At 66.7% G+C, this 21,426-nt stretch carries 19 protein-coding genes; 14 read left to right on the plus strand and 5 right to left on the minus strand.

Annotated features, from left to right (window positions below; translation table 11 throughout):
- Positions 1-139 precede the first annotated feature (139 nt).
- The 7 genes from typA to eda all read left to right on the plus strand — a co-directional run bounded on the left by typA (position 140) and on the right by eda (position 8,057).
- Positions 140-1,975 (plus strand): translational GTPase TypA, encoded by a 1,836-nt coding sequence (gene typA, locus ACTIEZ_RS01520; protein ID WP_439544874.1) that lies wholly within the window; start codon positions 140-142, stop codon positions 1,973-1,975.
- A gap of 284 nt (positions 1,976-2,259) precedes the next feature.
- Positions 2,260-2,895: a GTP cyclohydrolase I FolE gene (gene folE, locus ACTIEZ_RS01525; protein WP_439544875.1), complete on the plus strand. Its 636-nt coding sequence runs from the start codon at positions 2,260-2,262 to the stop codon at positions 2,893-2,895.
- Between the two features lie 51 nt (positions 2,896-2,946).
- A complete protein-coding gene (locus ACTIEZ_RS01530) occupies positions 2,947-3,513 on the plus strand; it encodes a hypothetical protein (protein ID WP_439544876.1) in 567 nt (188 codons plus the stop codon).
- Between the two features lie 63 nt (positions 3,514-3,576).
- Positions 3,577-4,959, plus strand: a complete 1,383-nt coding sequence (locus tag ACTIEZ_RS01535) for an MATE family efflux transporter (protein ID WP_439544877.1) — start codon at positions 3,577-3,579, stop codon at positions 4,957-4,959.
- Positions 4,960-5,003: 44 nt separating this feature from the next.
- The gene (zwf, locus tag ACTIEZ_RS01540; RefSeq protein ID WP_439544878.1) at positions 5,004-6,452 is read left to right on the plus strand and encodes a glucose-6-phosphate dehydrogenase; all 1,449 of its coding nucleotides are present in this window, start codon (positions 5,004-5,006) and stop codon (positions 6,450-6,452) included.
- Positions 6,445-7,404 carry a glucokinase gene (gene glk, locus ACTIEZ_RS01545; RefSeq protein ID WP_439544879.1) on the plus strand — a complete coding sequence of 320 codons (960 nt, stop codon included), beginning with the start codon at positions 6,445-6,447 and terminating at the stop codon, positions 7,402-7,404. The genes zwf and glk overlap by 8 nt, the downstream gene beginning before the upstream one ends.
- The gene (eda, locus tag ACTIEZ_RS01550) at positions 7,401-8,057 is read left to right on the plus strand and encodes a bifunctional 4-hydroxy-2-oxoglutarate aldolase/2-dehydro-3-deoxy-phosphogluconate aldolase (RefSeq protein WP_439544880.1); all 657 of its coding nucleotides are present in this window, start codon (positions 7,401-7,403) and stop codon (positions 8,055-8,057) included. The genes glk and eda overlap by 4 nt, the downstream gene beginning before the upstream one ends.
- Here eda and ACTIEZ_RS01555 read toward each other — a convergent pair.
- Both ACTIEZ_RS01555 and ACTIEZ_RS01560 read right to left on the minus strand, forming a co-directional pair.
- Positions 8,035-9,492 (minus strand): hypothetical protein, encoded by a 1,458-nt coding sequence (locus ACTIEZ_RS01555; protein WP_439544881.1) that lies wholly within the window; start codon positions 9,490-9,492, stop codon positions 8,035-8,037. The two genes, eda and ACTIEZ_RS01555, sit on opposite strands and share 23 nt — an antisense overlap.
- Positions 9,489-10,226 carry an ABC transporter ATP-binding protein gene (locus ACTIEZ_RS01560; RefSeq protein ID WP_439544882.1) on the minus strand — a complete coding sequence of 246 codons (738 nt, stop codon included), beginning with the start codon at positions 10,224-10,226 and terminating at the stop codon, positions 9,489-9,491. The genes ACTIEZ_RS01555 and ACTIEZ_RS01560 overlap by 4 nt, the downstream gene beginning before the upstream one ends.
- A gap of 153 nt (positions 10,227-10,379) precedes the next feature.
- Between ACTIEZ_RS01560 and ACTIEZ_RS01565 the strand changes: the two genes are divergently transcribed.
- Together ACTIEZ_RS01565 and ACTIEZ_RS01570 are read left to right on the plus strand one after the other, a co-directional pair.
- Positions 10,380-11,594: a parallel beta-helix domain-containing protein gene (locus tag ACTIEZ_RS01565; protein WP_439544883.1), complete on the plus strand. Its 1,215-nt coding sequence runs from the start codon at positions 10,380-10,382 to the stop codon at positions 11,592-11,594.
- Complete coding sequence (locus ACTIEZ_RS01570) at positions 11,591-12,643, plus strand: SO2930 family diheme c-type cytochrome (protein ID WP_439544884.1); 1,053 nt, start codon at positions 11,591-11,593, stop codon at positions 12,641-12,643. The genes ACTIEZ_RS01565 and ACTIEZ_RS01570 overlap by 4 nt, the downstream gene beginning before the upstream one ends.
- Here the strand turns inward: ACTIEZ_RS01570 and ACTIEZ_RS01575 are convergent.
- Positions 12,594-13,835 (minus strand): MFS transporter, encoded by a 1,242-nt coding sequence (locus tag ACTIEZ_RS01575; RefSeq protein ID WP_439544885.1) that lies wholly within the window; start codon positions 13,833-13,835, stop codon positions 12,594-12,596. The two genes, ACTIEZ_RS01570 and ACTIEZ_RS01575, sit on opposite strands and share 50 nt — an antisense overlap.
- A 95-nt stretch (positions 13,836-13,930) precedes the next feature.
- Between ACTIEZ_RS01575 and ACTIEZ_RS01580 the strand changes: the two genes are divergently transcribed.
- From ACTIEZ_RS01580 to purH, 5 genes are all read left to right on the plus strand, one after another.
- Positions 13,931-14,467, plus strand: coding sequence for a J domain-containing protein (locus ACTIEZ_RS01580; protein WP_439544886.1), 537 nt, complete (start codon positions 13,931-13,933; stop codon positions 14,465-14,467).
- Between the two features lie 70 nt (positions 14,468-14,537).
- Positions 14,538-15,758, plus strand: a complete 1,221-nt coding sequence (locus tag ACTIEZ_RS01585) for a peroxiredoxin family protein (RefSeq protein ID WP_439544887.1) — start codon at positions 14,538-14,540, stop codon at positions 15,756-15,758.
- Between the two features lie 81 nt (positions 15,759-15,839).
- Positions 15,840-16,517: a ribulose-phosphate 3-epimerase gene (gene rpe, locus ACTIEZ_RS01590; RefSeq protein WP_439544888.1), complete on the plus strand. Its 678-nt coding sequence runs from the start codon at positions 15,840-15,842 to the stop codon at positions 16,515-16,517.
- Entirely contained in the window at positions 16,517-18,277 is a 1,761-nt protein-coding gene (locus ACTIEZ_RS01595) for a heparinase II/III family protein (protein WP_439544889.1), read from the plus strand. Before rpe ends, ACTIEZ_RS01595 begins: the two co-directional genes overlap by 1 nt.
- 37 nt (positions 18,278-18,314) lie before the next feature.
- On the plus strand, positions 18,315-19,901 hold the full coding sequence (gene purH, locus ACTIEZ_RS01600; RefSeq protein ID WP_439544890.1) for a bifunctional phosphoribosylaminoimidazolecarboxamide formyltransferase/IMP cyclohydrolase: 1,587 nt from the start codon (positions 18,315-18,317) through the stop codon (positions 19,899-19,901).
- Positions 19,902-19,907: 6 nt separating this feature from the next.
- Here purH and ACTIEZ_RS01605 read toward each other — a convergent pair whose 3' ends face one another.
- Positions 19,908-20,432: a hypothetical protein gene (locus tag ACTIEZ_RS01605; protein ID WP_439544891.1), complete on the minus strand. Its 525-nt coding sequence runs from the start codon at positions 20,430-20,432 to the stop codon at positions 19,908-19,910.
- 39 nt (positions 20,433-20,471) lie between these two features.
- On the minus strand, positions 20,472-21,401 hold the full coding sequence (locus ACTIEZ_RS01610; RefSeq protein ID WP_439544892.1) for an HpcH/HpaI aldolase/citrate lyase family protein: 930 nt from the start codon (positions 21,399-21,401) through the stop codon (positions 20,472-20,474).
- Positions 21,402-21,426 lie beyond the last annotated feature (25 nt).

Here is a 21,426-nt window from a genome sequence, read left to right on the forward strand (position 1 = left end):
GCTCGCTGGATACTGCAGCGCAGCAGTCAGGGTGCGCTCACGACTTGCCGAAAGCCCGCCTGTGCCCTATGGCGCGCCTGTCTTGTCGGCACCGTCCGACTTGGCCTTTCCTGTCCTGCTGCCCCTCGGAACCCCCCGCATGTCCATCCGCAACATCGCGATCATCGCGCACGTCGACCATGGCAAGACCACCCTGGTCGACCAGTTGTTCCGCCAATCGGGCACGTTCCGGGACAATCAGCGTGTGGCCGAACGCGCGATGGATTCGAATGATCTGGAGAAGGAACGCGGGATCACCATCCTGGCCAAGTGCACCAGCATCGAATGGCCCAGCCCGTCGGGCGAAACCTATCATATCAACATCGTCGACACCCCCGGTCACGCCGATTTCGGCGGCGAGGTGGAGCGTATCCTGTCGATGGTCGATGGCGTGATCCTGCTGGTCGATGCTGCCGAAGGCCCGATGCCGCAGACCAAGTTCGTGTGCGGCAAGGCGCTGGCGCTGGGCCTGAAACCGATCGTGGTGGTCAACAAGATCGACCGCCCCGATGCGCGCGCTGACGAAGTGCTGAACGAAGTGTTCGATCTGTTCGTCACGCTGGAAGCCAGCGACGAGCAGCTCGATTTCCCCACCCTCTATGCCTCGGGCCGCAACGGCTATGCCGGCCTGGATGAACATGTGCGCTCGGGCGATCTGAAGCCGCTGTTCCAGAAGATCGTCGATCATGTGCCGCCGCCAGCCGGCGATCCGGATGGCGAATTCAAGATGCTGGTGTCGCTGCTAGATCGCGATTCGTTTGTGGGCCGTATCCTCACCGGCCGGGTGATTTCCGGCACGCTCAAGGTCAACACACCGATCCATGCGCTGAACCCGAACGGCACGATCGTCGAAGCCGGCCGTGCGTCGAAGATCTTCGCCTTCCAGGGCCTGGAGCGCGTGCCGGTGGAAGAGGCCAAGGCCGGCGACATCATCGCGCTGGCCGGCCTGACCAAGGCTACCGTGGCCGACACCATCGCCGATGTCAGCGTGTCCGAGCCGCTGCATGCCCAGCCGATCGATCCGCCGACCCTGTCGATGACCTTCAGCGTCAATGATTCGCCTTATGCCGGCCGCGACGGCAGCAAGGTGACGAGCCGCATGATCGCCGACCGGCTCAATCGCGAAGCCGAAGGCAATGTCGCCATCAAGATCACCGAAAGCGCTTCCAAGGACGCGTTCGAAGTGGCGGGGCGCGGCGAATTGCAATTGGGCGTGCTGATTGAAACCATGCGCCGCGAAGGCTTCGAACTGTCGATCAGCCGCCCGCGGGTGATTTTCGGCGTGGACGAGAATGGCAAGCGCACCGAGCCCTATGAAACCGTCGTGATCGACGTGGATGAGCAATATTCCGGCACCGTCGTCGAGAAGATGAACGGCCGCAAGGCCGAGATGACCGACATGCGCCCATCAGGGGGCGGCAAGACCCGCCTCACTTTTTCGGCGCCGTCACGCGGCCTGATCGGCTATCACGGCGAATTCCTGTCCGACACGCGCGGCACCGGCATCATGAACCGGCTGTTCGAGAAATATGGCCCGCACAAGGGCCCGATCAGCGGCCGCGCCAATGGCGTGCTGATCTCCACCGAATCCGGCGATGCCGTGGCCTATGCGCTGGGCTATCTGCAGCCACGCGGTACGTTGATGATCGCGCCGGGCGAATCCGTCTATCAGGGCATGGTGATCGGCGAGAATGCCCGCGATGACGATCTGGAGGTCAACCCGCTGAAATCCAAGGCGCTGACCAACTTCCGCGCCAGCGGCAAGGATGATGCCATCGTGCTCAGCCCGCCCAAGAAGCTGACGCTGGAACAGGCCATCGCCTATATTGACGAGGATGAGCTGGTGGAGGTGACGCCCAACCATATCCGCCTGCGCAAGATCCACCTCGACCCCAACGAGCGCAAGCGCGCATCGCGGGCGCGGCAGGCCGGCTGACACCAGCGCGACACCGATGGTGACAGCCGAACGATAGTGCATATGTGAACAACGGCCGGGGCCGAGGCGCGATGGTGTCTTGGCCCCGCTGCCCCAGCGCCGCACAAGGCGTTTTCGGCAGGGGTCGCGCAGGGGTTGCATTGTGCGGGCTGTCGCTGCGACAATGGGCCGGCTGCCGCCAATGCCACCAAGCCATTAGGCGACGCAGCCCTTGCCGTGGGTTGGCAAGTTGATCCCCCAAAAGGCCGCAGCGGGCGAGGCTGGCGCGTCAAGCTGGAGAAGAAATGTCCATGTCCAACGCCATCCATGATGATGAAGCACCGCTCGATTCGCCGGCGCCCAACAGCTTTGTCACGATCCCCGCCGAAGAAGCCCATGCCGCCATCCGCACGCTGATTCGCTGGACGGGCGATGATCCCGATCGCGAAGGCCTGCTCGATACGCCGGCGCGGGTGACGCGGGCCTGGCGCGAATATACCAAGGGCTATGCCGAAGATCCGGGGTCCCACCTGTCGCGGACCTTTGCCGAAGTCGGCGGCTATGACGAAATCGTCATCCTGCGCGACATCCCGTTCCAGTCGCACTGCGAACATCATATGGCGCCGATCATCGGCAAGGCCCACATCGCCTATCTGCCGCGCAGCCGGGTGGTGGGCATTTCGAAACTGGCGCGGGTGCTGCACGGCTATGCCCGGCGCCTGCAGGTACAGGAGCGGCTGACCGCCGAGGTGGCCGATTGCATCCAGCAGCATCTCGATCCGGTGGGCGTCGCCGTGGTGATCGAGGCGACACACGCCTGCATGTCGGCGCGCGGCGTGATGACGCCGGGCGTGATCATGACCACCAGCCGGATGATGGGCGTGTTCCGCGAGGACGAACGCAGCCGCGCCGAAGTGCTGCGGCTGATGGGGAAAGGCTGAACGGACCAGAGCGGGCTTGCACTGGCACGGGCGAAGGCGCACGCTTGGCGAATGATGATTTACATTATTTCCCCGGTTCTGGTGTTTGCGTTGGCGAGTCAGGCCTCGGCCCAGAGCCAGCCCGCTCCGCCGCCCACCGGCGCCGAATCGGTGGTCAATCCCGACAAGGGCGACAACGAGGATCGGCTGGAGCGCGCTGCGACACGCCCGCTGCGCGATCTCAACATCATGAAGCCCAAGCTGGAGGCCGAGCTGGAGGCGATCATGGCCGATCCCTATGACATGGTCGGGCTGAAGACCTGCAAGGGGCTGAATGGCGAAGTGAACCGCATGACGTCGCTGGTCGGCCCGGATGTCGATGATCCGTCGCTGAAGAATCGCAAGGGCGGTGACCCGGTGGTGTTTCTGATGGACAGTGCCGAGGGCATCACCGGCAGTCTGGTGCCAGGCCAGGGCATCATCCGCCAGTTGACCGGCGCCAACAAGGTGGCCCGCAAGGTGGCGGCGGCGCGGTTGGCCGGGCAGTTGCGGCGCAGCTATATCAAGGGGATCATGAAAACCCGCGGGTGCCGGCTGACGCTGCTGCCGACGCCCAAGCCCGAGGCCGACAAACGGTAGTTTGCGCCGCTGCGCCGGCCCCTGTATTGGCGGCGGGCTTTTGGCGATCAGGACAACACCAGCATGCCGGCGACCCCCGCCAGCGACGATCTTCGTGAGGGCAGCGGCGCGCGCGCGCTGCTGAGGCTGGCGACGCCGGTCGTGGCGTCGCGTCTGGGCATCATGGCGATGGGGCTGGTCGATACGGTGGTGGTCGGCCGATATTCGTCGGCCGAGCTCGGCTATCACGCGCTGGCCTGGGCAGTGACCGGCGTGGTGCTGACGACGGGGCTGGGTCTGCTGTCGGGCGTGCAGGTGATGACCAGCCAAGCGATCGGCGAAGGCCGCGAAGCCGATACCGGCGCGATATTGCGGCGCGGGTTGGTCTATGCCGGCTGGATCGCGCTGGCGGCGGCGCTGTTTCTGGCGGTGACCGGCGGGCCCATGCTGCACGCCTTTGGGCTGTCGGCGGGGCTGGCCGACGGCGCGACACCGGTGCTGCAGGTGCAGGCGGTGTCGCTGATCCCGATCATCGTGGCGGACGCCGGCCTGTTCTGGCTGGAGGCGCATGGCCGCGCCGTGCCGGGCATGCTGGCGATGTGGGCGGCAAACGTGGTCAATCTGATCGTCAATCTGTGGCTGGTGCCGGGCGGCAATTTCCTGGGTGTGGATGGCGCGGTGGCCAGCGGCTGGGCGACCTTTGCCAGCCGGCTGTTCCTGCTCGTGCTGCTGGCGTGGATCATCCTGTCGTGGCGGCGGGCGCGCGAACTGGGTGTGTTGACCCCGGCGCCGCGTGCGCCCCACGCGGCGCAGGCAATGCGCCGGGTCGGCTATGGCGCGGCGGCAAGCTATTTCATCGAAAGCCTGGCGTTTTCGGCGATGGCGATCTTTGCTGGCTGGATCAGCATCACGGCCGTGGCGGTGTGGGCGGTAGTGATCAATGTCGCGGCCGTGGTGTTCATGGTGCCGCTGGGGCTGAGCGTGGCGACCAGCGTGCTGGTGGGCCGGGCCTATGGCGCGCGGGATCAGGTGGGGATGCTGCAATCGGCTGGCCAGGGCTTTGCGTTCACCACGGCAGTGCTGCTGGCGGTTTCGGTGGGCGTGTGGCTGTTTCCCGAAGGAATTGCCGCCGCGTACAGCCGTGATGCGGTGGTGATCGCCGGCATTGCCAGCGCCATGATCCTTTCGAGCCTGTTTTTCGTGGCCGATGGCCTGCAGGTGGTGGCGGCGCAATCGCTGCGGGCGCGATCGGACATCGTGGCGCCGACCGCGACCCATTTGTTTTCCTATGTCGTGGTGATGATGCCGTTGGCCTGGTGGCTGGGCGTGCGGCAGGGCGGCGGCGTGGATGGGCTGATCTGGGCGATCGTGATTGCCAGCACCTTGTCGGCGGTGCTGCTGTGGGGGCGCTTTGCCTGGCTGGCCCGGCGGCCATTGGTGCCACTGGCCCAGCCGCGGGCCGCCTGAACGCGGCTTGCCCCGGCCGCGGCTTTCGGGTTGAAAGGTTCGGCATGAGCGCGATTGCCACTTCCCTGCTGCTGTTCGGTGCGACCGGCGATCTGTCGCGGCGGATGCTGATCCCGTCGCTGTTTGGCCTGGCCCATGACGGCTTGCTGCATCCCGATCTGCGCATCATCGGCACGGCGCGGTCGGCGCTGGATGTGGCGGAATTTCGCGCGATGGCCGCCGCGGCGCTGGAATCCGCCATCGAGGCGGATCGCCGCCCGGCCGCCGCGGTGGCGGCGTTTCTGGACCGGCTGACCTATGTTTCGCTCGATGCCACCCAGCCCGCAGGCTTTTCGGCACTGGCGGCCGAGGTCGGCGATCCGGCGCGGCTGGCGATTTTCCTGTCGACGGCGCCCAGCCTGTTCGGGCCGACGATTGCGGGGCTTTCGGGTGCGGGCCTTGCCACCGAAGGCGCGCGGCTGGCGCTGGAAAAGCCGCTCGGCCATGATCTCGCCAGCAGCTGCGCGATCAATGATGCGGTGGCCAGCGCCTATCCGGAGCACCGGATTTTCCGCATCGACCATTATCTCGGCAAGGAAACCGTGCAGAATCTGCTGGCGCTGCGCTTTGGCAACATCCTGTTCGAGCCGCTGTGGAATGCCACCGGCATTTCTTCGGTGCAGATCAGCGTCGGCGAAACCGTCGGGCTGGAGAAGCGCGGCGACTATTATGACGGCATGGGGGCGCTGCGCGACATGGTGCAGAATCACATGCTGCAATTGCTGGCGCTGGTCGCCATGGAGCCGCCGGCCAGGCTGGATCCCACCGATGTGCGCGACGAAAAGGTCAAGGTGCTGCGGTCACTCAGGCCGATCACGGCGGCGGACGTGGCGACGCACAGTGTGCGCGGGCAATATGCGGCCGGGGCCATCCATGGCCAACCGATGCCCGGCTATCTGGAGGAACTGGGCCGCGCATCCGACACCGAGACGTTCGTGGCGCTGAAGGCGCATGTCGACAATTGGCGCTGGAAGGGCGTGCCATTCTATCTGCGCACCGGCAAGCGCATGCCGGAACGCGTCAGCGAGATCATCGTGCAGTTCCGCCCTGTGCCGCATTCGATGTTCGGCGGCGCCGCGATGCAGGCCAACAAGTTGATCATCTCCATCCAACCGGACGAGAATGTCGGCCTGATGATGATGGCGAAATTGCCGGGGCTGGACCGCGACGGGCTGAAACTGCGGGCGGTGCCGCTGGATATTGGTCTGCCCGGCGCCTTTGCCGATGTGCGCCGCCGCATCGCCTATGAACGGTTGCTGCTCGATCTGGTGGAGGGCCGGCAAACATTGTTTGTGCGCCGCGACGAGGTGGAGGCGCAGTGGCAATGGATCGACGCGATCCGCGCCGGCTGGGCGAGCACCGGCATGGCGGCCAGGCCTTATGCCGCCGGCACCTGGGGGCCATCGGCGGCGATTGCGTTGACCGAGCGCGATGGCGTGTCGTGGCATGACTGAGCTAATCGCTGCCGATATCGGCGGTACGCACGCGCGCTTTGCACTGGCGCGGATCGAAGATGGGCAGGTCGTGCTGGACGAACCCGTCGTGCTGCGCTGCGCCGACCATGCCAGCCTGGCCGAGGCCTGGGCGGCGTTTGGCGCCGCGCTGGCCCGGCCACTGCCGCGCGCCGCTGCCATTGCCGTCGCCTGCCCCGTAAGCGGTGACACGTTGAAGCTGACCAACAATCCCTGGGTGATCCGCGCATCCGAACTGAACGCCACCCTGGGCCTTGATCGCCATGTGCTGATCAATGATTTCGAGGCGGTGGCACATGCGGTGGCAAGCTGCGGGCCGGGCCAATTCCGCCACCTGTGCGGGCCGGATGTGCCGCTGCCCGCGACGGGGGTGATTTCGGTGATCGGCCCCGGCACCGGGCTGGGCGTGGCGATGCTTTTGCCAGACCGTGCCGACGTGTTGCCGAGCGAAGCCAGCCACGGTGATTTTGCGCCGGTCGATGCCACAGATGATGCGATCCTCGCGCATTTCCGCAACCGGTTTGGCCGGGTATCCACGGAGCGTGTGGTGTCCGGGCCTGGCCTTGCCGACATCTATGCGGCGTTGGCAGGCGAGGCGCCGCCGATGGCCGATGCCGCGCTGTGGCAATCTGCGCTGGGCGGGCAGGATGCATGGGCAAGCGCCGCGCTGGCATGTTTCTGCAGCGCGCTCGGCAGCTTTGCCGGCAATATCGCGCTGGCGCACGGCGCGGGCGCGGTGGTGATCGCTGGCGGGCTTGGCGCGCGGCTGGCGGACCATCTGCCCGAATCCGGCTTTGCCGCGCGTTTTGTCGCCAAGGGTCGCTTTGAGGCGCAGATGCGCAGCCTGCCAGTGAAGTTGATCACCCATCCGCAGCCCGGCCTGTTCGGCGCTGCGGCCGCGTTTGCGCGTGCATCTGCCCGGAGCCAACCATGACCGAACTCGATGCGCTGATGAACAAGGCACCGGTGATCCCGGTGCTGGTGGTCGATGATGTCGCCCATGCCAGGCCGCTTGCCGAGGCCTTGGTGGCCGGCGGGTTGCCCGTGCTGGAGGTAACGCTGCGCACGCCGGCGGCGCTGGACGTGATTGCCGAGATGACGAAGGTGCCCGGCGCGATCGTCGGCGCCGGCACCGTGCTCAATCGCAGCCAGTTGGATGCCGCAAAATCCGCCGGCGCCCGCTTCATCGTCGCGCCGGGGCTGACCACCACGCTGGGCGATGCGGCCCATGCCGCCGGCCTGCCCTTCCTGCCGGGCATTGCCAACGCCGGTGACGTGATGCGCGCGCTGGACATGGGCTTTACGCGGCTGAAATTCTTCCCGGCGGTGCCGATGGGTGGCCTGCCGGTGCTGCGCGCGCTGGCGGCGGTATTCGGCCATGTGCGCTTCTGCCCGACCGGCGGCATCACCGCGGCGACGGCGCCGGACTGGCTGGCGGAAGCGGCGGTGGCGTGCGTGGGCGGCAGTTGGCTGGCAGGGCGCGGCGAGACGGACTGGGCAGCGATCGAGGCGAGAGCGCGGGCGGCGGCGGGGTTGAAGTCTGCCGCAATCAAAGCTGCGGGCGTTAAGGCTGAGGACGGGGCCTGAACAGCCAGACGCCGCCCATGAGCAGCGCCGCGACACCCAGCGGCGCCAACGCCCACCAGCTCGGTACCAGCAGCAGCCGGGTGGTTCCCGCAAAGCAGCCCAACAGCAGAAATTCGCCGAGCGCCGTCAGCAGTGAGGATTTGTAGCGCTGGCGAAAGGCGCTGCGCTTGGCCGGCGCGCGCGTCCAGAGTTGCATCGCGGCCGCCGACACGCCAGCCAGCGCGGCCATCGGCAGCATCAGCCACGCCGCCAGGCCGTCGCGTGTAGAGACGGCACAGGCCAGCGCCAGCACGAGAAGCATCGGCGGCGACAGCGCGGCAGCCAGCTTGGCGCGCAGCACCTGCCCCGCCGGCACCGGTGCGGCGGCGATCAGATCGGGCGCGTCTTCGGCCGAAATCACCAGCCAGGCCAGCGAAGAGGCCAGCGCACCGCCTAGGAACACGCCGGCCGCGGCCATGCGCTGCGGCGTGATATTGCCATCGGTGAAGATCAGCGCCAGCACCGGCACCATGAACACCAGTTGCTGGCCGATCTGCGAAATCAGTTCGGGATCACGCCCCAACAGCTTCATTTCCTTGCCGAACATCACGGTGAACGGACTGCCGCCAAAGTAAGCTGCGCGTGTAGGTTTCTCCACCGCCGGGCCGGCCGGCGCAGCCTCGATGCGGGCGGCGGCGAAGCGGGCGGACACCATGGCCGCACCAGCAGCCAGCGCCAGCACGGCCAGCAATGGCAGCGGATCACCCAGCAAGGCACGTGCCGGCCAATCGAGCGGCGATGCTGGCGCAGCATCGAGCGCGCGCATCCGGGCTTCGAACCAGACCGGCGCGAAATTCGGAGTCTGCCCCAGCGCGAACACGCCGCCGGCCAGCAGCACGCCCGCCAGTTGCGCCGCCACCCGCGCCCGCGCCACCCCGAACAAGCGTTCCAGCCCGGTGGCGAGCAACAGGGCGATGGCGGTGGCCGTGACGGCAACGGCGGCAACCACGAACGGCCCGGCCAGCCAGGCACCGTGACCGAACAACGCCGAAGCGAGGAAAAACGGCAAGGTGAGCAGCAGGAACGGCAGCGCCACCACCGCCTGAACCCCGGAAATGCGCGCGGCGATCACGCGTGCGGCCGGGATCGGTGCGCTGAGCAGCAGTTCCAGTTCGCCGCGGTCCCGGCCCATGCGCAGCACATGCGCGAAGGCCGAGCTGATCATCACCAACAGCAAGCCGGCCATGGCGGCCGACAATTTGCCGAGCGCCGGTTCGGGAATCATCGGCGCGGCGCGCACATGCCAGGCCGCCGCGATGCCGCCCAGCACGGGCAGCAGCGCCAGCACGCCAATGGCGATGATGCGGCCCCAGCGGCCTTCGCGTCCGCGCGCCTTGATGCGGATGTCGTTCCAGATCAGCCAGGGGAGACTGGCCGGCGCGACGAGCGCCTTCATGCCGCGGCAAGCTCCAGAAACACGTCTTCCAACGTGGTGCCCGCCGCGCGCCCCACGGCCAGTTCGGCCATCGAGCCTTCGGCGACCAGCCGCCCGGCGCGGATGATGCCGATGCGCTGCGCCATGCGCTCGGCAACTTCCAGGATGTGCGTGGTCATGATGACGGTGGCACCGCCGGCGACACGATCGAGCAGCAGATCCTTGACCAGGCGCGCCGCAGCAGCATCGAGCCCGGTGAGCGGTTCATCGAGGATGAGCAGGCGCGGTTCATGAATCAACGCGCCGGCCAGCGCCAGCTTCTGCTTCATGCCGCGCGAAAAGCCTTCGCAGCGGATGTCGCGCTTGTCCCACAGGCCGAGTTGCCGGAGCAGCGCCGCGGCGCGCGGTTGGGCATCGTCTGGCGGCACCCGCCACAGGCCGGCGATGAAGGCGAGATATTCGGCCGGAGTCAGCTTGTCGTACAACAGGGGCTCGTCGGGCAGCCAGGCGGTGATCTGCTTGGCGGCAATCGGCTCGGCCAGCACATCGATGCCGAACAGGCTGATCTCACCGGCATCAGGCCTTGCAAGACCGGTGACCATGCGCAGCGTCGTCGTCTTGCCGGCGCCATTATGGCCCAGCAGCGCATAGATTTGCCCGGCCGGCACGGTGAGATCGAGGCCATCGACGGCCGTGTGGCCACCAAAGGCCTTGGTCAGGCCGCGAATCTGCAAAGCGGGAATGAGGGCATGCATATTCCCCAAACTATCAAAGCCGATCGGCAATGGCGATGAATGCGCGTTAACCAGACCAAGTGCGCGTTTACGGGCAGCGCGTTTTTGGGGGCTTGAGCCGCGACGTTTTCGCGCAGACACTGGATACTCTCTGGCGACTTAGGATCATGACCAATGCGCACTGCTCTTGTCCTTGCGGCCTTGCTGGCCTCTGCTGCTGGCGCCAAGACCATCCATGTCGGGCCGGGCGGCGACGCGCATGAAAAATTGCAGACCGCACTGATCGAGGCGGCAGCGGGCGACACCGTGCATATCGCGGCGGGCCGCTATGCGCTGTCGGGCGGGCTTTCGCTGGATGTCGATGGCGTGACGGTGAAGGGCGACGGGCCCGGCGCGACGATTTTGGACTTCACGACGCAGAAGGGTGAGGGCGAGGGCCTGCTGATCACCTCCGACAATGTGGTGGTGCGTGATCTGGGCATCGAGAATGCGGCCGGCAATGGTGTGAAATCCAAAGGCAGCGATGGCATTGCTCTGGTCAATCTGCGGGTGGAATGGACTGGCGGACCCAAATCCACCAATGGCGCCTATGGCCTGTATCCGGTGAGCAGCAAGAATGTGCTGATCGACCGCGCGGTGGTGAAGGGCGCATCGGACGCCGGGATTTATGTCGGCCAATCGATCAACATCATCGTGCGCAACAGCCGCGCCGAAATGAATGTGGCCGGCATCGAGATCGAGAACAGCTACGACGCCGATGTGAAGGACAATGTCGCCACCAACAATGCCGGCGGCATCCTGGTGTTCGATCTGCCCGATCTGCCGCAGCAGGGTGGGCGCAACGTGCGGCTGATGAACAACAAGGTGATCGCCAACAATCATGCGAATTTTGCAGCGCCGGGCAATATCGTGGCGGGGGTGCCGCCGGGCACCGGCATCATGGTGATGGCCAATGATCGCGTGATGGTGACCGGCAACGAGATCAGCGACAACCAGGGCAATGGCGTGATGATTGTCGCCTACACGCAGGCGTTCACCGACAAGGCGTATAACCCGTTGCCGCGCGGCGTGTTCGTGACCGGCAACCGGTTCAGCGGCAATGGCAGCGCGCCGGCGTTCAAGGGCGGCAAGGAAATTGCCGCCGCGCTGGGCGGTACAGTGCCGCCGGTGATGTGGGATGGCGTGACCCGCTATATGGTGCCGGGCGGTGGCGGCGAGCGCACAGCGCAAGGCGGCATCAGCAGCGACGCCCCGGGCATCACGCTGGGCCTGGGCCTGCAAGGCACACCAGCCACCCAGGCGCAGCCGGCGCCGCTGCCGATTGTGGCGGCAACAAGCACGCGGCCAGCGATCGTGCTGCCGGCCGAACTGGAGGCGCGCAGCCGATGAGGCGGATCGCAGCTGCGTTGCTGTTGCTGGGGGCTGCGCCGGCACCCGTGGTGCAGGCCGATCTGCTGTTGACTCAGGATGCAGCGACGCTGGCCGACTATGGCCTGTTCGATGCCAGTGGTCAGCCGGCGGCGGGCGTGCAGCCCTACACGTTGAACACGCCGCTGTTTTCGGATGGCGCGGAAAAGTTCCGGTATGTGTGGATGCCGGCGGGCGCCAGGGCCGACTATCGCGCCAGCGGCGCATTGGTGTTTCCGGTGGGCACGGTGCTGATCAAACGCTTTGCCTTTGCCGCCGATGCGCGCGCACCCACGCAGGATCTGCGCACCGTGGAGACGCGGCTGCTGATCCATCGCCCGGCCGGGTGGGTGGCACTGAGCTATGTGCAGGAGGGCAGCGAAGCCGTGCTGAAACGTGCCGGCAAGCGTATCCCCGTCATCATCATCAACGCCGCCGGACAGCCACAGACCATCGATTACGCCGTACCCAACCAGAATCAGTGCAAGCAATGCCACCAGGCGGGCGCGGCGATCACGCCAATCGGGCCGACGGCGGGCAATCTGAACGGCGGGCTGCATGGTGATGGCCCCAACCAGTTGGTGACCTGGGCCGGGACGGGCCGGCTGGCGGGCTTGCCGGCGGCCGGCCTGCCGAAGCTGGCGCGCTGGGATGATGCGTCCGAACCCCTTGCGTTGCGGGCGCGTGCCTATCTGGCGGTGAATTGCGGCCACTGCCATGATCGCGCCGGCTTTGCGTCCAACTCCGGGTTGTATCTCAATCCCGACGAGACGACGCCGGCACATCTCGGCATCTGGAAACGCCCGGTTGCAGCCGGGCGCGGATCGGGCGGGCGCGAGTTTTCGGTGGTGCCCGGCCGGCCCGATCAATCGATCCTGCTGCACCGCATGCAATCATCCGAACCGGGCGTGATGATGCCACAGTTCGGGCGCAGCATTGCGCATGATGAAGGCATCGCGCTGATCCGACAGTGGATCGCGGCTATGTCCGATCCAGCTGATACAGCGCCGGCAACAACGGCAGCACGGTGATGCCGGCCAGCATCAGCACCAGCGGCACGCCCAGCCCGGCGCCGACCGCGGCACCGGCGCCCAGCACGGCCGCCACCTGGAACAGGCTGTTCAGGATATTGTTGGCAGCGATGCTGCTCGCCCGGCTGCCGGCAGCGCCGGCGGTTTGCAGCACGGCATAAAGCGGGACCGAAAATACCCCGCCGGCCACCGCCATCACCAGCAGATCCGCAAGCACGCGCCAGCCGGCAGCCAGCGCGAAAAACGCCGCTACATCCTTTGGCACCGTGTCGATGGCGGCGACCGCAAACCACAGATCGACGCCGGCCAGCGCCATCACCAGCCCGGCCGGGATGCACAGGCGGGTGGAAATGCGACCCCTGAGCAGACGGCTGACCAGGATCGATCCCGCCGCGATGCCGACCGAAAAGGCGGCAAGAAACAGCGTCGCCACGGGTTCGGTGCCGCCCATGTTGTTCCGCGCCAGCGGGACGAACTGGCTGGTGTAGATGGCGCCCAGTGCCCAGAACCAGGATATCGCCAGCGTCGCCCGCCACAACGCGGCATTGGCAAAGGCACCGGCCAGCGCGGCGCGGGCGCTGAGATAGGGGTTCCAGACGATCGGGCCTGTGCCTTCCGGTGGCGCCGGCGGAATGGCGCGCGCCGCCAGCCAGCCCACGACAGCCAGTGTCAGCGCCACCGGGCCGACCGCGGCGCTCGCCAGCAGTCCACCGGCAATCTGGCCGAGCAGGATGGCCACGAACGTCGCCGCTTCAACCAGGCCCGTGCCGGCGACCAGTTCATGGCTGCGCAGATGCTGCGGCAGGATCGCATATTTCACCGGGCCGAACAGCGTGGAATGGCAGCCCATCAGGAACACCACCGCCAAGGCCAATTCCAGCGATCCGATTGCCAGCGCCGCCCAACCCAGCGCCATGAAGGCGATTTCCAGCAACTTCACCAATCGGGCAATATCGGCCTTGTCGCGCCGGTCGGCGATCGATCCGGCCGTGCCCGAAAACAGGAAATAAGGCAGGATGAACAGGCCGGCCGCAGCCGACGCCAACATGGCGGCACGCGCCGGATCGGCGGCGGCAAGATCATAGGCGACAATGAAGATCAGCGCGGTGCGAAACAGATTGTCGTTGAAGGCGCCCAGCATCTGGACGGTGAACAGAGGGCCAAAGCGCCGCGTGGCCAGAAGCTGTAGCATCTGGCATTGGCCATGCCCGCAACTGCAGCGCCCGTCCAGACTCGCATGCAGCCGGGCAATGGCGTAGAACCGTTTCAACAGGAGGATCAGCCGACGTGGCACGCCAGCGGCGCAACGATGATTGGGGTTTCCCGCGTTGGCGGGATTATGGCAGCGAACGCGCCGCCACCAACGTGCGCCTGTGCGATCGCGACGGCTGCAGCAATCCCGGCGACCGGCCAGCCCCCAAGGCACCGAACAGCCCGGAGCGCTGGTGGTTCTGCCAGGAACATGCCGCCGAATATAATGCCGGCTGGGATTATTTCCGTGGTCTGTCCGCCGAAGAAGCCGAAGCGCGCGCCAAGGCCGAATCCGGGGAACGCCGTTATCGCCGCGCCAGCCACTGGGAATGGGGCAATGAAGGCGATGGCAGCCGCAGCCGCGCCGAACTGGATGCGCTCAAGCTGCTGGGGCTGGACAGCGATGCCGATATGGAAGCCATCAAATCGGCGTGGCGGGCCGCGGCCAAGTCCAGCCACCCCGATGTTGCGGGTGCGGGCGCCGATGCGGCCGAACGGTTTCGGGCCGTGCAGGCCGCGTGGTCGGTGCTGCAGGCCGCTGATGCTGCAAGGCAGGCGGCGACGGAACGCTGAAGCCAGGCTTTGATACCCCCAAGAAACGCCGCGATTGTCACAGCGGCGGCGATGGGGCCAGAGGGGGAAGATGATGACCAAAGCTCGCACCCTGTTCGCCGCCGGCGTGATTGCTGGCCTGCTTGCCTCCCCCGCGCTTGCTGACGGGCTTTATGGCCAATGGCGGGTCAGCTTCGATGCTCACCCCGGCGGGCCGCTGCCGTTCACGCTCGATGTGCGCGAGGGCAAGACCGGGCCGCAGGCGTGGATCGTCAACCCGCCGGAGCGGTTGAAGGTTGAGCAGGTGCAAGTGACCGGCGATGCCATCACGCTGATATTCCCCAGTTACAACAGCCGGCTGGAGCTGAAGGCCGCCGGCAATGGCAAACTGGCTGGCAGCGCCACCGTGTTGCGAGCGACGGGCACCGTCAATCTGGCCGCGCGCGCCGAACGCGGCGCCTGGCGGTTCACACCCACGGCGGTCAAGCCGGCCGGCAATGTGACCGGCCGCTGGAACCTGACGGCGGGCGACAACAAGGCCAAGGGATTGCTGATCCTGAAACAGACCGGCGCGCAGGTGTCGGGCACGGTGCAACTGCCTTCGGGTGACATGCGCTATCTGTCGGGCGAGTTGAACGGGAATCAGCTCAAGCTTTCCACCTTTGACGGCAGTTTCACCAGCCTGTGGGCCGGCACGTTGCAGGGCAGCACGTTGACCGGCGCTTCGTTCGCGGCGACCAGCCGGCCGACCGGCAATCCCTGGAGCGCCCAGCTGGAGCGCGGCGCCACGATGAATGCGGTGGCGGTGGAAAAGCCCGGCGGGGAGCGGCTGAGTTTCAAACTGCCGACGCCAGAAGGCCAGATGATCAGCCTGAACGATGCCCGCTACAAGGGGAAGGTGGTGGTGATCTCGATCGGCGGCGCCTGGTGCCCCAATTGCCATGACGAAGCCCAATATCTTGGCCCCTATGCCGCGCGCCGGCAGAAGGAGGGCCTGGAAATGATCGGCATGCAATTCGAATATGGCGGCGATCAGGCCCGCGCGATGCGCCAGATCACCAGCTTCCGCAGCCGCTACAAATTGCCGTACCCGATGGTCTATGCCGGCCAGCCCAATGCCGAGGACACCAAGAAGGTGCTCGGTGCGCTGGCGCCGGTGAAGGTGTGGCCGACGACGATCTTCATCGGCCGCGACGGGCTGGTGAAGGAAGTGCATGTCGGCTGGGCCGGGCCCGCGACGGGGGCGCTGCATGCCGAAGCCAAGCGCGAGTTTGATGAAACCGTGACGCGGTTGCTCAAGGCGCGCAGTTAAGCCCGAACCATCCACAGCCTGGCGCACCGCCAGCGGGTCCGCCCCCTACCGCGCCTGCGCCGGCCCTGCTAACGATTGGATATGGCTGAAACCGCTTCCCCTGTTCGCATTGCGCCGTCGATCCTGTCGGCAGATTTCGCGCGGCTGGGCGAGGAGGTGCGCGCGATCAGTGCCGCCGGCGCGGACTGGATTCATGTCGATGTGATGGATGGGCATTTCGTGCCCAACTTGACCATAGGCCCGATGGTGGTGAAGGCGCTGCGCCCGCACTCGGCCCTGCCGTTCGACGTGCATCTGATGATCAGCCCGGCCGACCCTTATCTGGAGGCCTTTGCCGAGGCTGGCGCCGATATATTGACCGTTCACCCCGAGGCCGGCCCGCATCTGCATCGCACCGTGCAGCGCATCAAGTCGCTGGGCAAATTGGCCGGCGTGTCGCTGAACCCGGCCAGCCCGGTGAGCCTGGTGGAGGATGTGCTCGGCGATATCGATCTGATCCTGGTGATGAGCGTCAATCCCGGTTTTGGCGGCCAGAGCTTCATCACCAGCCAGCTCAAGAAGATCGAGCGCCTGCGCCGGATGATCGATGACAGCGGGCGTGCGATCCATCTGGAAGTCGATGGCGGGGTGGACGCCGCCAATGCCGCCACGGTGATTGCCGCCGGCGCCGATGTGCTGGTCGCCGGCACCGCCAGCTTCAAGGGCGGCGCAGCGCATTACGCCGCCAATATCGCGGCGCTGAAAGGTTGCGGCGCCTGATGGCCAAGGCCCCGGTGCCTCCCCCGCCACAGGAAGACGAGGACGGCAGTCTGCGCCGTACCGGCGGAGAACGCGGGCTGTCGCTGACCGAGCGGATGGCGGCCGAGGTGGCCAGCCGGCTTTATGCGACACCACTGCACCGGCTGCGGTTGCGCGGGCGTTTCCCGTTGAAATTGCTGGGTGTGCCGGTCGATCCGGTACCGGGTGACCCGCAGATTGGCGAGCGTATATTGGCCGGGCGGCTGATCCACGCCGGCCACACCGCGATGATCCGTGATCTCAGCTTTGCCGCGCCAGGCCCACCGGCGGCGTGGCGGGATTGGGCGCACGGCTGGCAATGGCTGCGCGATCTGGCGATCATGCCCGACCAGAAGCTTGCCGCGCAGGCCGCCGAGGCGCTGGTGCAGCGCTGGCTGAATGAATTTGCCGAATTCGATGCCACCGCCTGGCGCGCCGATCTGACCGGCACGCGGCTGCTGCTGGCGCTGGGCCATGCACCGCTGATCCTGTCGTCGTCCAACCAGGTCTATCGGTCGTCGTTGCTGTCGGCGATTGCAACCTGGGCGCGGCATCTCGATCGTGCGGCGCGACGCCTGCCGGAAGGGCTGGGCCGGGCACAGGCCCTGTGCGGGCTCTATGCGGCTGGCACGTTGATCCCCGGTGGGCAGTTGCGCGCCGAACTGGCACTGTCCGGCCTGCAGGCATTGCTGCCGGCGCTGGTGTTGCCCGATGGCGGTATCGCCAGCCGCACGCCCGTTGACGCGCTGGCACTGGCCGATCTCCTGCTGTTCACCGCCGCCGCCCCCGAAGCGGTGGGCAACCGCGCGCCGCCGATCTTTGCCGACACGCTGGCACGGCTGGTGCCGGCGCTGCGCGGGCTGATGCTGGGCGACGGCGAGATCGGCGCCTGGCATGGCGGCGCAGTGATCGGCGGCGACGCGCTGGACCGGATGGCGCGGCGCACCGCCACCGGCACTGAACTCAGGCGCGGCGGGCGCTGGAGCGGCTATTACCGGCTGTCGGCCGGGCGATCGGTGGTAGTGGTTGATGCCGGGCCGCCGCCAGCCGCGCGCCTGTCCAATCACGGCCATGCCGGCACGCTGGCCTTTGAAATGAGCGATGGCGCCGAGCGGTTGATCACCAATTGCGGCGGCGCGAACGGCCTGGGCCGGGCCACCGCACCGCCACTGGCCCCGGCATTGGTATCGGGCCTGTGCACCACGGCCGCCCATTCGACGCTGGTGATCGCCGACACCAACAGCACGCGTATCCGCGAGGATGGCACGCTGGGCGCCGGCGTGGACGAAGTGACGCTGGCGCTGCGCACGGCCGAAGGTGGCCAATATCTGGATGCCAGCCATGATGGCTATGCCCGGCGCTTCGGCATGATCGTGCGGCGGCGCTTGCTGCTGACGGTGGATGGCGCCGAACTGGCCGGCGAGGATCTGATCGAGGCCGGGCCAGCGCGCCTGCTGCGGCGGCGGGGCGACCGGGATTTCGATCTGCGTTTCCATCTGGGGCCGGGCGTGTCGGCGACACCCACCGCCGATGGCATGGGCGCGCTGCTGAAAACGCCGGCGGGCCGCATCTGGGCGTTCAAGGCGCGACGCGAGGATGGCACAGCGGCGCTGGGTATCGAAGCGTCGATCTGGGTGGACGCCGACGGCGCCGTGCACCGCACGCAGCAACTGGTGATATCCGGCCGCACCAGCAAATTGGCGGCCGATCTGCACTGGAATTTCAAGCGCGCCGGGAAATAGCTGACAAGCGACGCGCGAATCGTTACCGGCTGCCGCCATGACTGATCTCGTCCCCATCCGCCGTGCCCTGCTTTCCGTGTCCGACAAGGCCGGGCTGGCGCCGCTTGCGGCTGCCTTGACGGCGCGCGGCGTGGAATTGGTGTCCACCGGCGGCACCGCCACGGCGCTGCGCGCGCTGGGCCACCAGGTGCTGGATGTGGCGGAGGTGACCGGCAGCCCCGAAATGATGGACGGCCGCGTGAAGACGCTGCACCCACGCGTCCACGGCGGGCTGCTGGCGCTGCGCGATGATCCGGCGCATCTCGCGGCGATGCAGGCGCATGGCATTGGTGCCATCGATCTGGCGGTGATCAATCTCTATCCCTTTGCCGCCACAGTGGCGAAGGGCGCGCCCCGCGCCGACATCATCGAGAATATCGACATCGGCGGCCCGGCGATGGTGCGATCATCGGCAAAGAACCACGCGTTTGTCGCCATCCTGACCAGCCCGGATCAATATGGCGATTTCATCGCCGCGCTGGACGCGCATGAGGGCGCGACGCCGTTGGTGCTGCGCCGGCAACTGGCGGCCGCTGCCTTTGCACACACCGCCGCCTATGATGCCGCCGTGGCAAGCTGGTTCGCGTTTGCGGATCAAGGTGAGCAATTCCCCGCCGTGCTGCCGATCGCGCTGACCCGCAAGGAAACGCTGCGCTATGGCGAAAATCCGCACCAGCAGGCCGCGCTCTATGTGCCGCAAACCGGCGCGCACGGCCTGGCAGCGGCAAGCCAGGTGCAAGGCAAGGAACTGAGCTACAACAATCTGAATGACGCCGATGGTGCGCTCGATCTGATTGCCGAATGGCGCGACGCTGGGCCGGCGTGCGCGATCATCAAGCATGCCAATCCGTGCGGCGTCGCGACCGGGGCGACCCTGGCCGAGGCCTATGGCAAGGCGTTCGATTGCGATCCGGTGTCGGCGTTCGGTGGCATTATCGCGGTCAACCAGCCGCTCGATGGGCCGACGGCCGAAGCCATCACCCAGATCTTCACCGAAGTGGTGATCGCGCCGGGCGCCGATGAGGATGCGCGCCGCGTGTTTGCGGGCAAGAAGAATCTGCGCCTGCTGATTGCCGAACTGCCCGATCCGCGCAGGCCAAGCCTGATGCTGCGGCCCATATCGGGCGGCATGCTGGTGCAGAGCCGCGACAATGGCGCGGTGTTGCGGGACGCCTGCCAGGTGGTGACCCAGCGTGCCCCCACCGAAGCCGAATGGGCCGATCTGCTGTTCGCCTGGACGGTGGCGCGGCACGTGAAATCCAATGCCATCGTCTATGCCCACGGCGGCGCGACCGCCGGTATCGGCGCGGGCCAGATGAGCCGGCTCGATTCAACACGGATTGCCGCCCGCAAGGCCATCGATGCCGCCGAAACCGCTGGCTGGCCACAACCGCGCACAGTTGGGTCTTGCGTTGCATCCGATGCCTTCTTCCCCTTCCCCGACGGCCTGATTGCGGCAGCAGACGCCGGCGCCACTGCCATCATCCAGCCCGGCGGGTCGATCCGCGACAAGGATGTGATCGCCGCTGCCGACGAACGCGGGCTGGCGATGATCTTCACCGGCATGCGCCATTTCCGGCATTGAGGCGCATCAGCTGACGGAGAAGGGGTCGTTCGGCGACTGGAAACGGCTGTCGATGAACTTCAGATTCACCGAGAAACTGTCGATCTGGCCCGCAGCAAAGCCGGCCGAAATGCGGCGCAGCTCATCGATCATCGTGTCCAGCCGCTCGTTCAGTTGAAAACTGGCCGATTTGCCGGTGCGGCGAAAGATTTCGGCGCGGTGGGCCGGCGGAATGTCGAAATAGCTGGTCATCAATTCGGGCAGGAAGATGCGGCCGATGCGCCGCGCTTCATCCAGCGCGTCGTGGCCGCCGCCGGTCATGTCCGCCTGGCGTTCGATTTCGGCCAGCAGCGACTGGATCGACGCCATGCGCGGCTGCGAGGCGCTGGGGATGCGGGGGTCGGCGAAATCGAACTCGGGCAGGGATTCGGGACGGGACGGATTTGGGGCAGGACTGGTCGGTGCCGCAACGGGCGGCGGCTCCGGGGTGCGCGTCTCGGCTGAGCGGTTCAGCATCAGCCTGAGGCGAGTCAGGAAGTTGGTCTTGCCCACGACCTTCTTCTATCGGTGAACAGCGCAGAGTTCCACCGCTCAACTGACCAGCGCCAGCGGTGCCGGTTCGGCCGGGCGCACGCCGAAATTCGCGGCGCGGGTGACGATGGCATGGGCCCAGGCGCGGTGCGTGGCGGGTTCCGACATGACGCCGGCGACGGCAAACACCGCCGGGGCATCGGCATCCAGGATCTGCAGCGCGTTGGCATGATCAAGATGATCGACCATGTAGGCGCGATGGATCATCGCCACCTGATCGGGGTGGATGGCGGTTTTCGTCATCAGGCCGTGTTCGATGTCCTGATCGATCTCCGATTGCAGCAGCGCGGCGTTGCTGAAGCTGTCCATCACCGGCGCGCTCATCGCGAAGCCCCACGGCACGAAGGTGGCGACCAGCGCGCTGATGATCTTGCCGAGCGGGCCATCATAGGCGGTGCGGGTGAGCGAGCGGCGGCAGCCAAGGATTTGCAGCAGATCATTGCCGCCGATGCGCACCGCCAGCACGCGATCCTGGATCGCGGTCAACTGTTCGCGCAGCCGCCGCATTTCGGCCGGATCAAAGGCTTCGCGGGTTTCCACCGTCGGCATGATCAATTGCTGCGTGCCCGAAAGGCTGGCGATATAGGCCGGCATCACGTCCGCGGTGGCCTTCGGGATCACGAAGCCGGCGATGGCACCGATGCCGGGCAGGCTGGTGATCAGGGCAAACATCTCGGCATGGCGCGGCCGCACGAACAACAGCGGGCCGTTCTCGGTCAGCGCCGGGTTGATTTCGATCTGCCGGAGCAGCGCGGCGAGATTGGCCAGCGCAAGGCCGGTGTCGCCTTCGAGAACCGCGTCTTCGAGGTCGAACACCACCGAACGCAGATCGGGATATTTCTGGCCGCTGGCGACAGCCAGCAGATCACCGCGGGTGGCGGGGACATAAAGGGTTGCGCCCAGCGTCGCGACCTGCAGCTGCATCATCATTCTTTCATGGTCGAATCTGTCGCCC

The organism is Sandarakinorhabdus sp. (assembly GCF_051860625.1).
Classification (GTDB): domain Bacteria; phylum Pseudomonadota; class Alphaproteobacteria; order Sphingomonadales; family Sphingomonadaceae; genus Sandarakinorhabdus.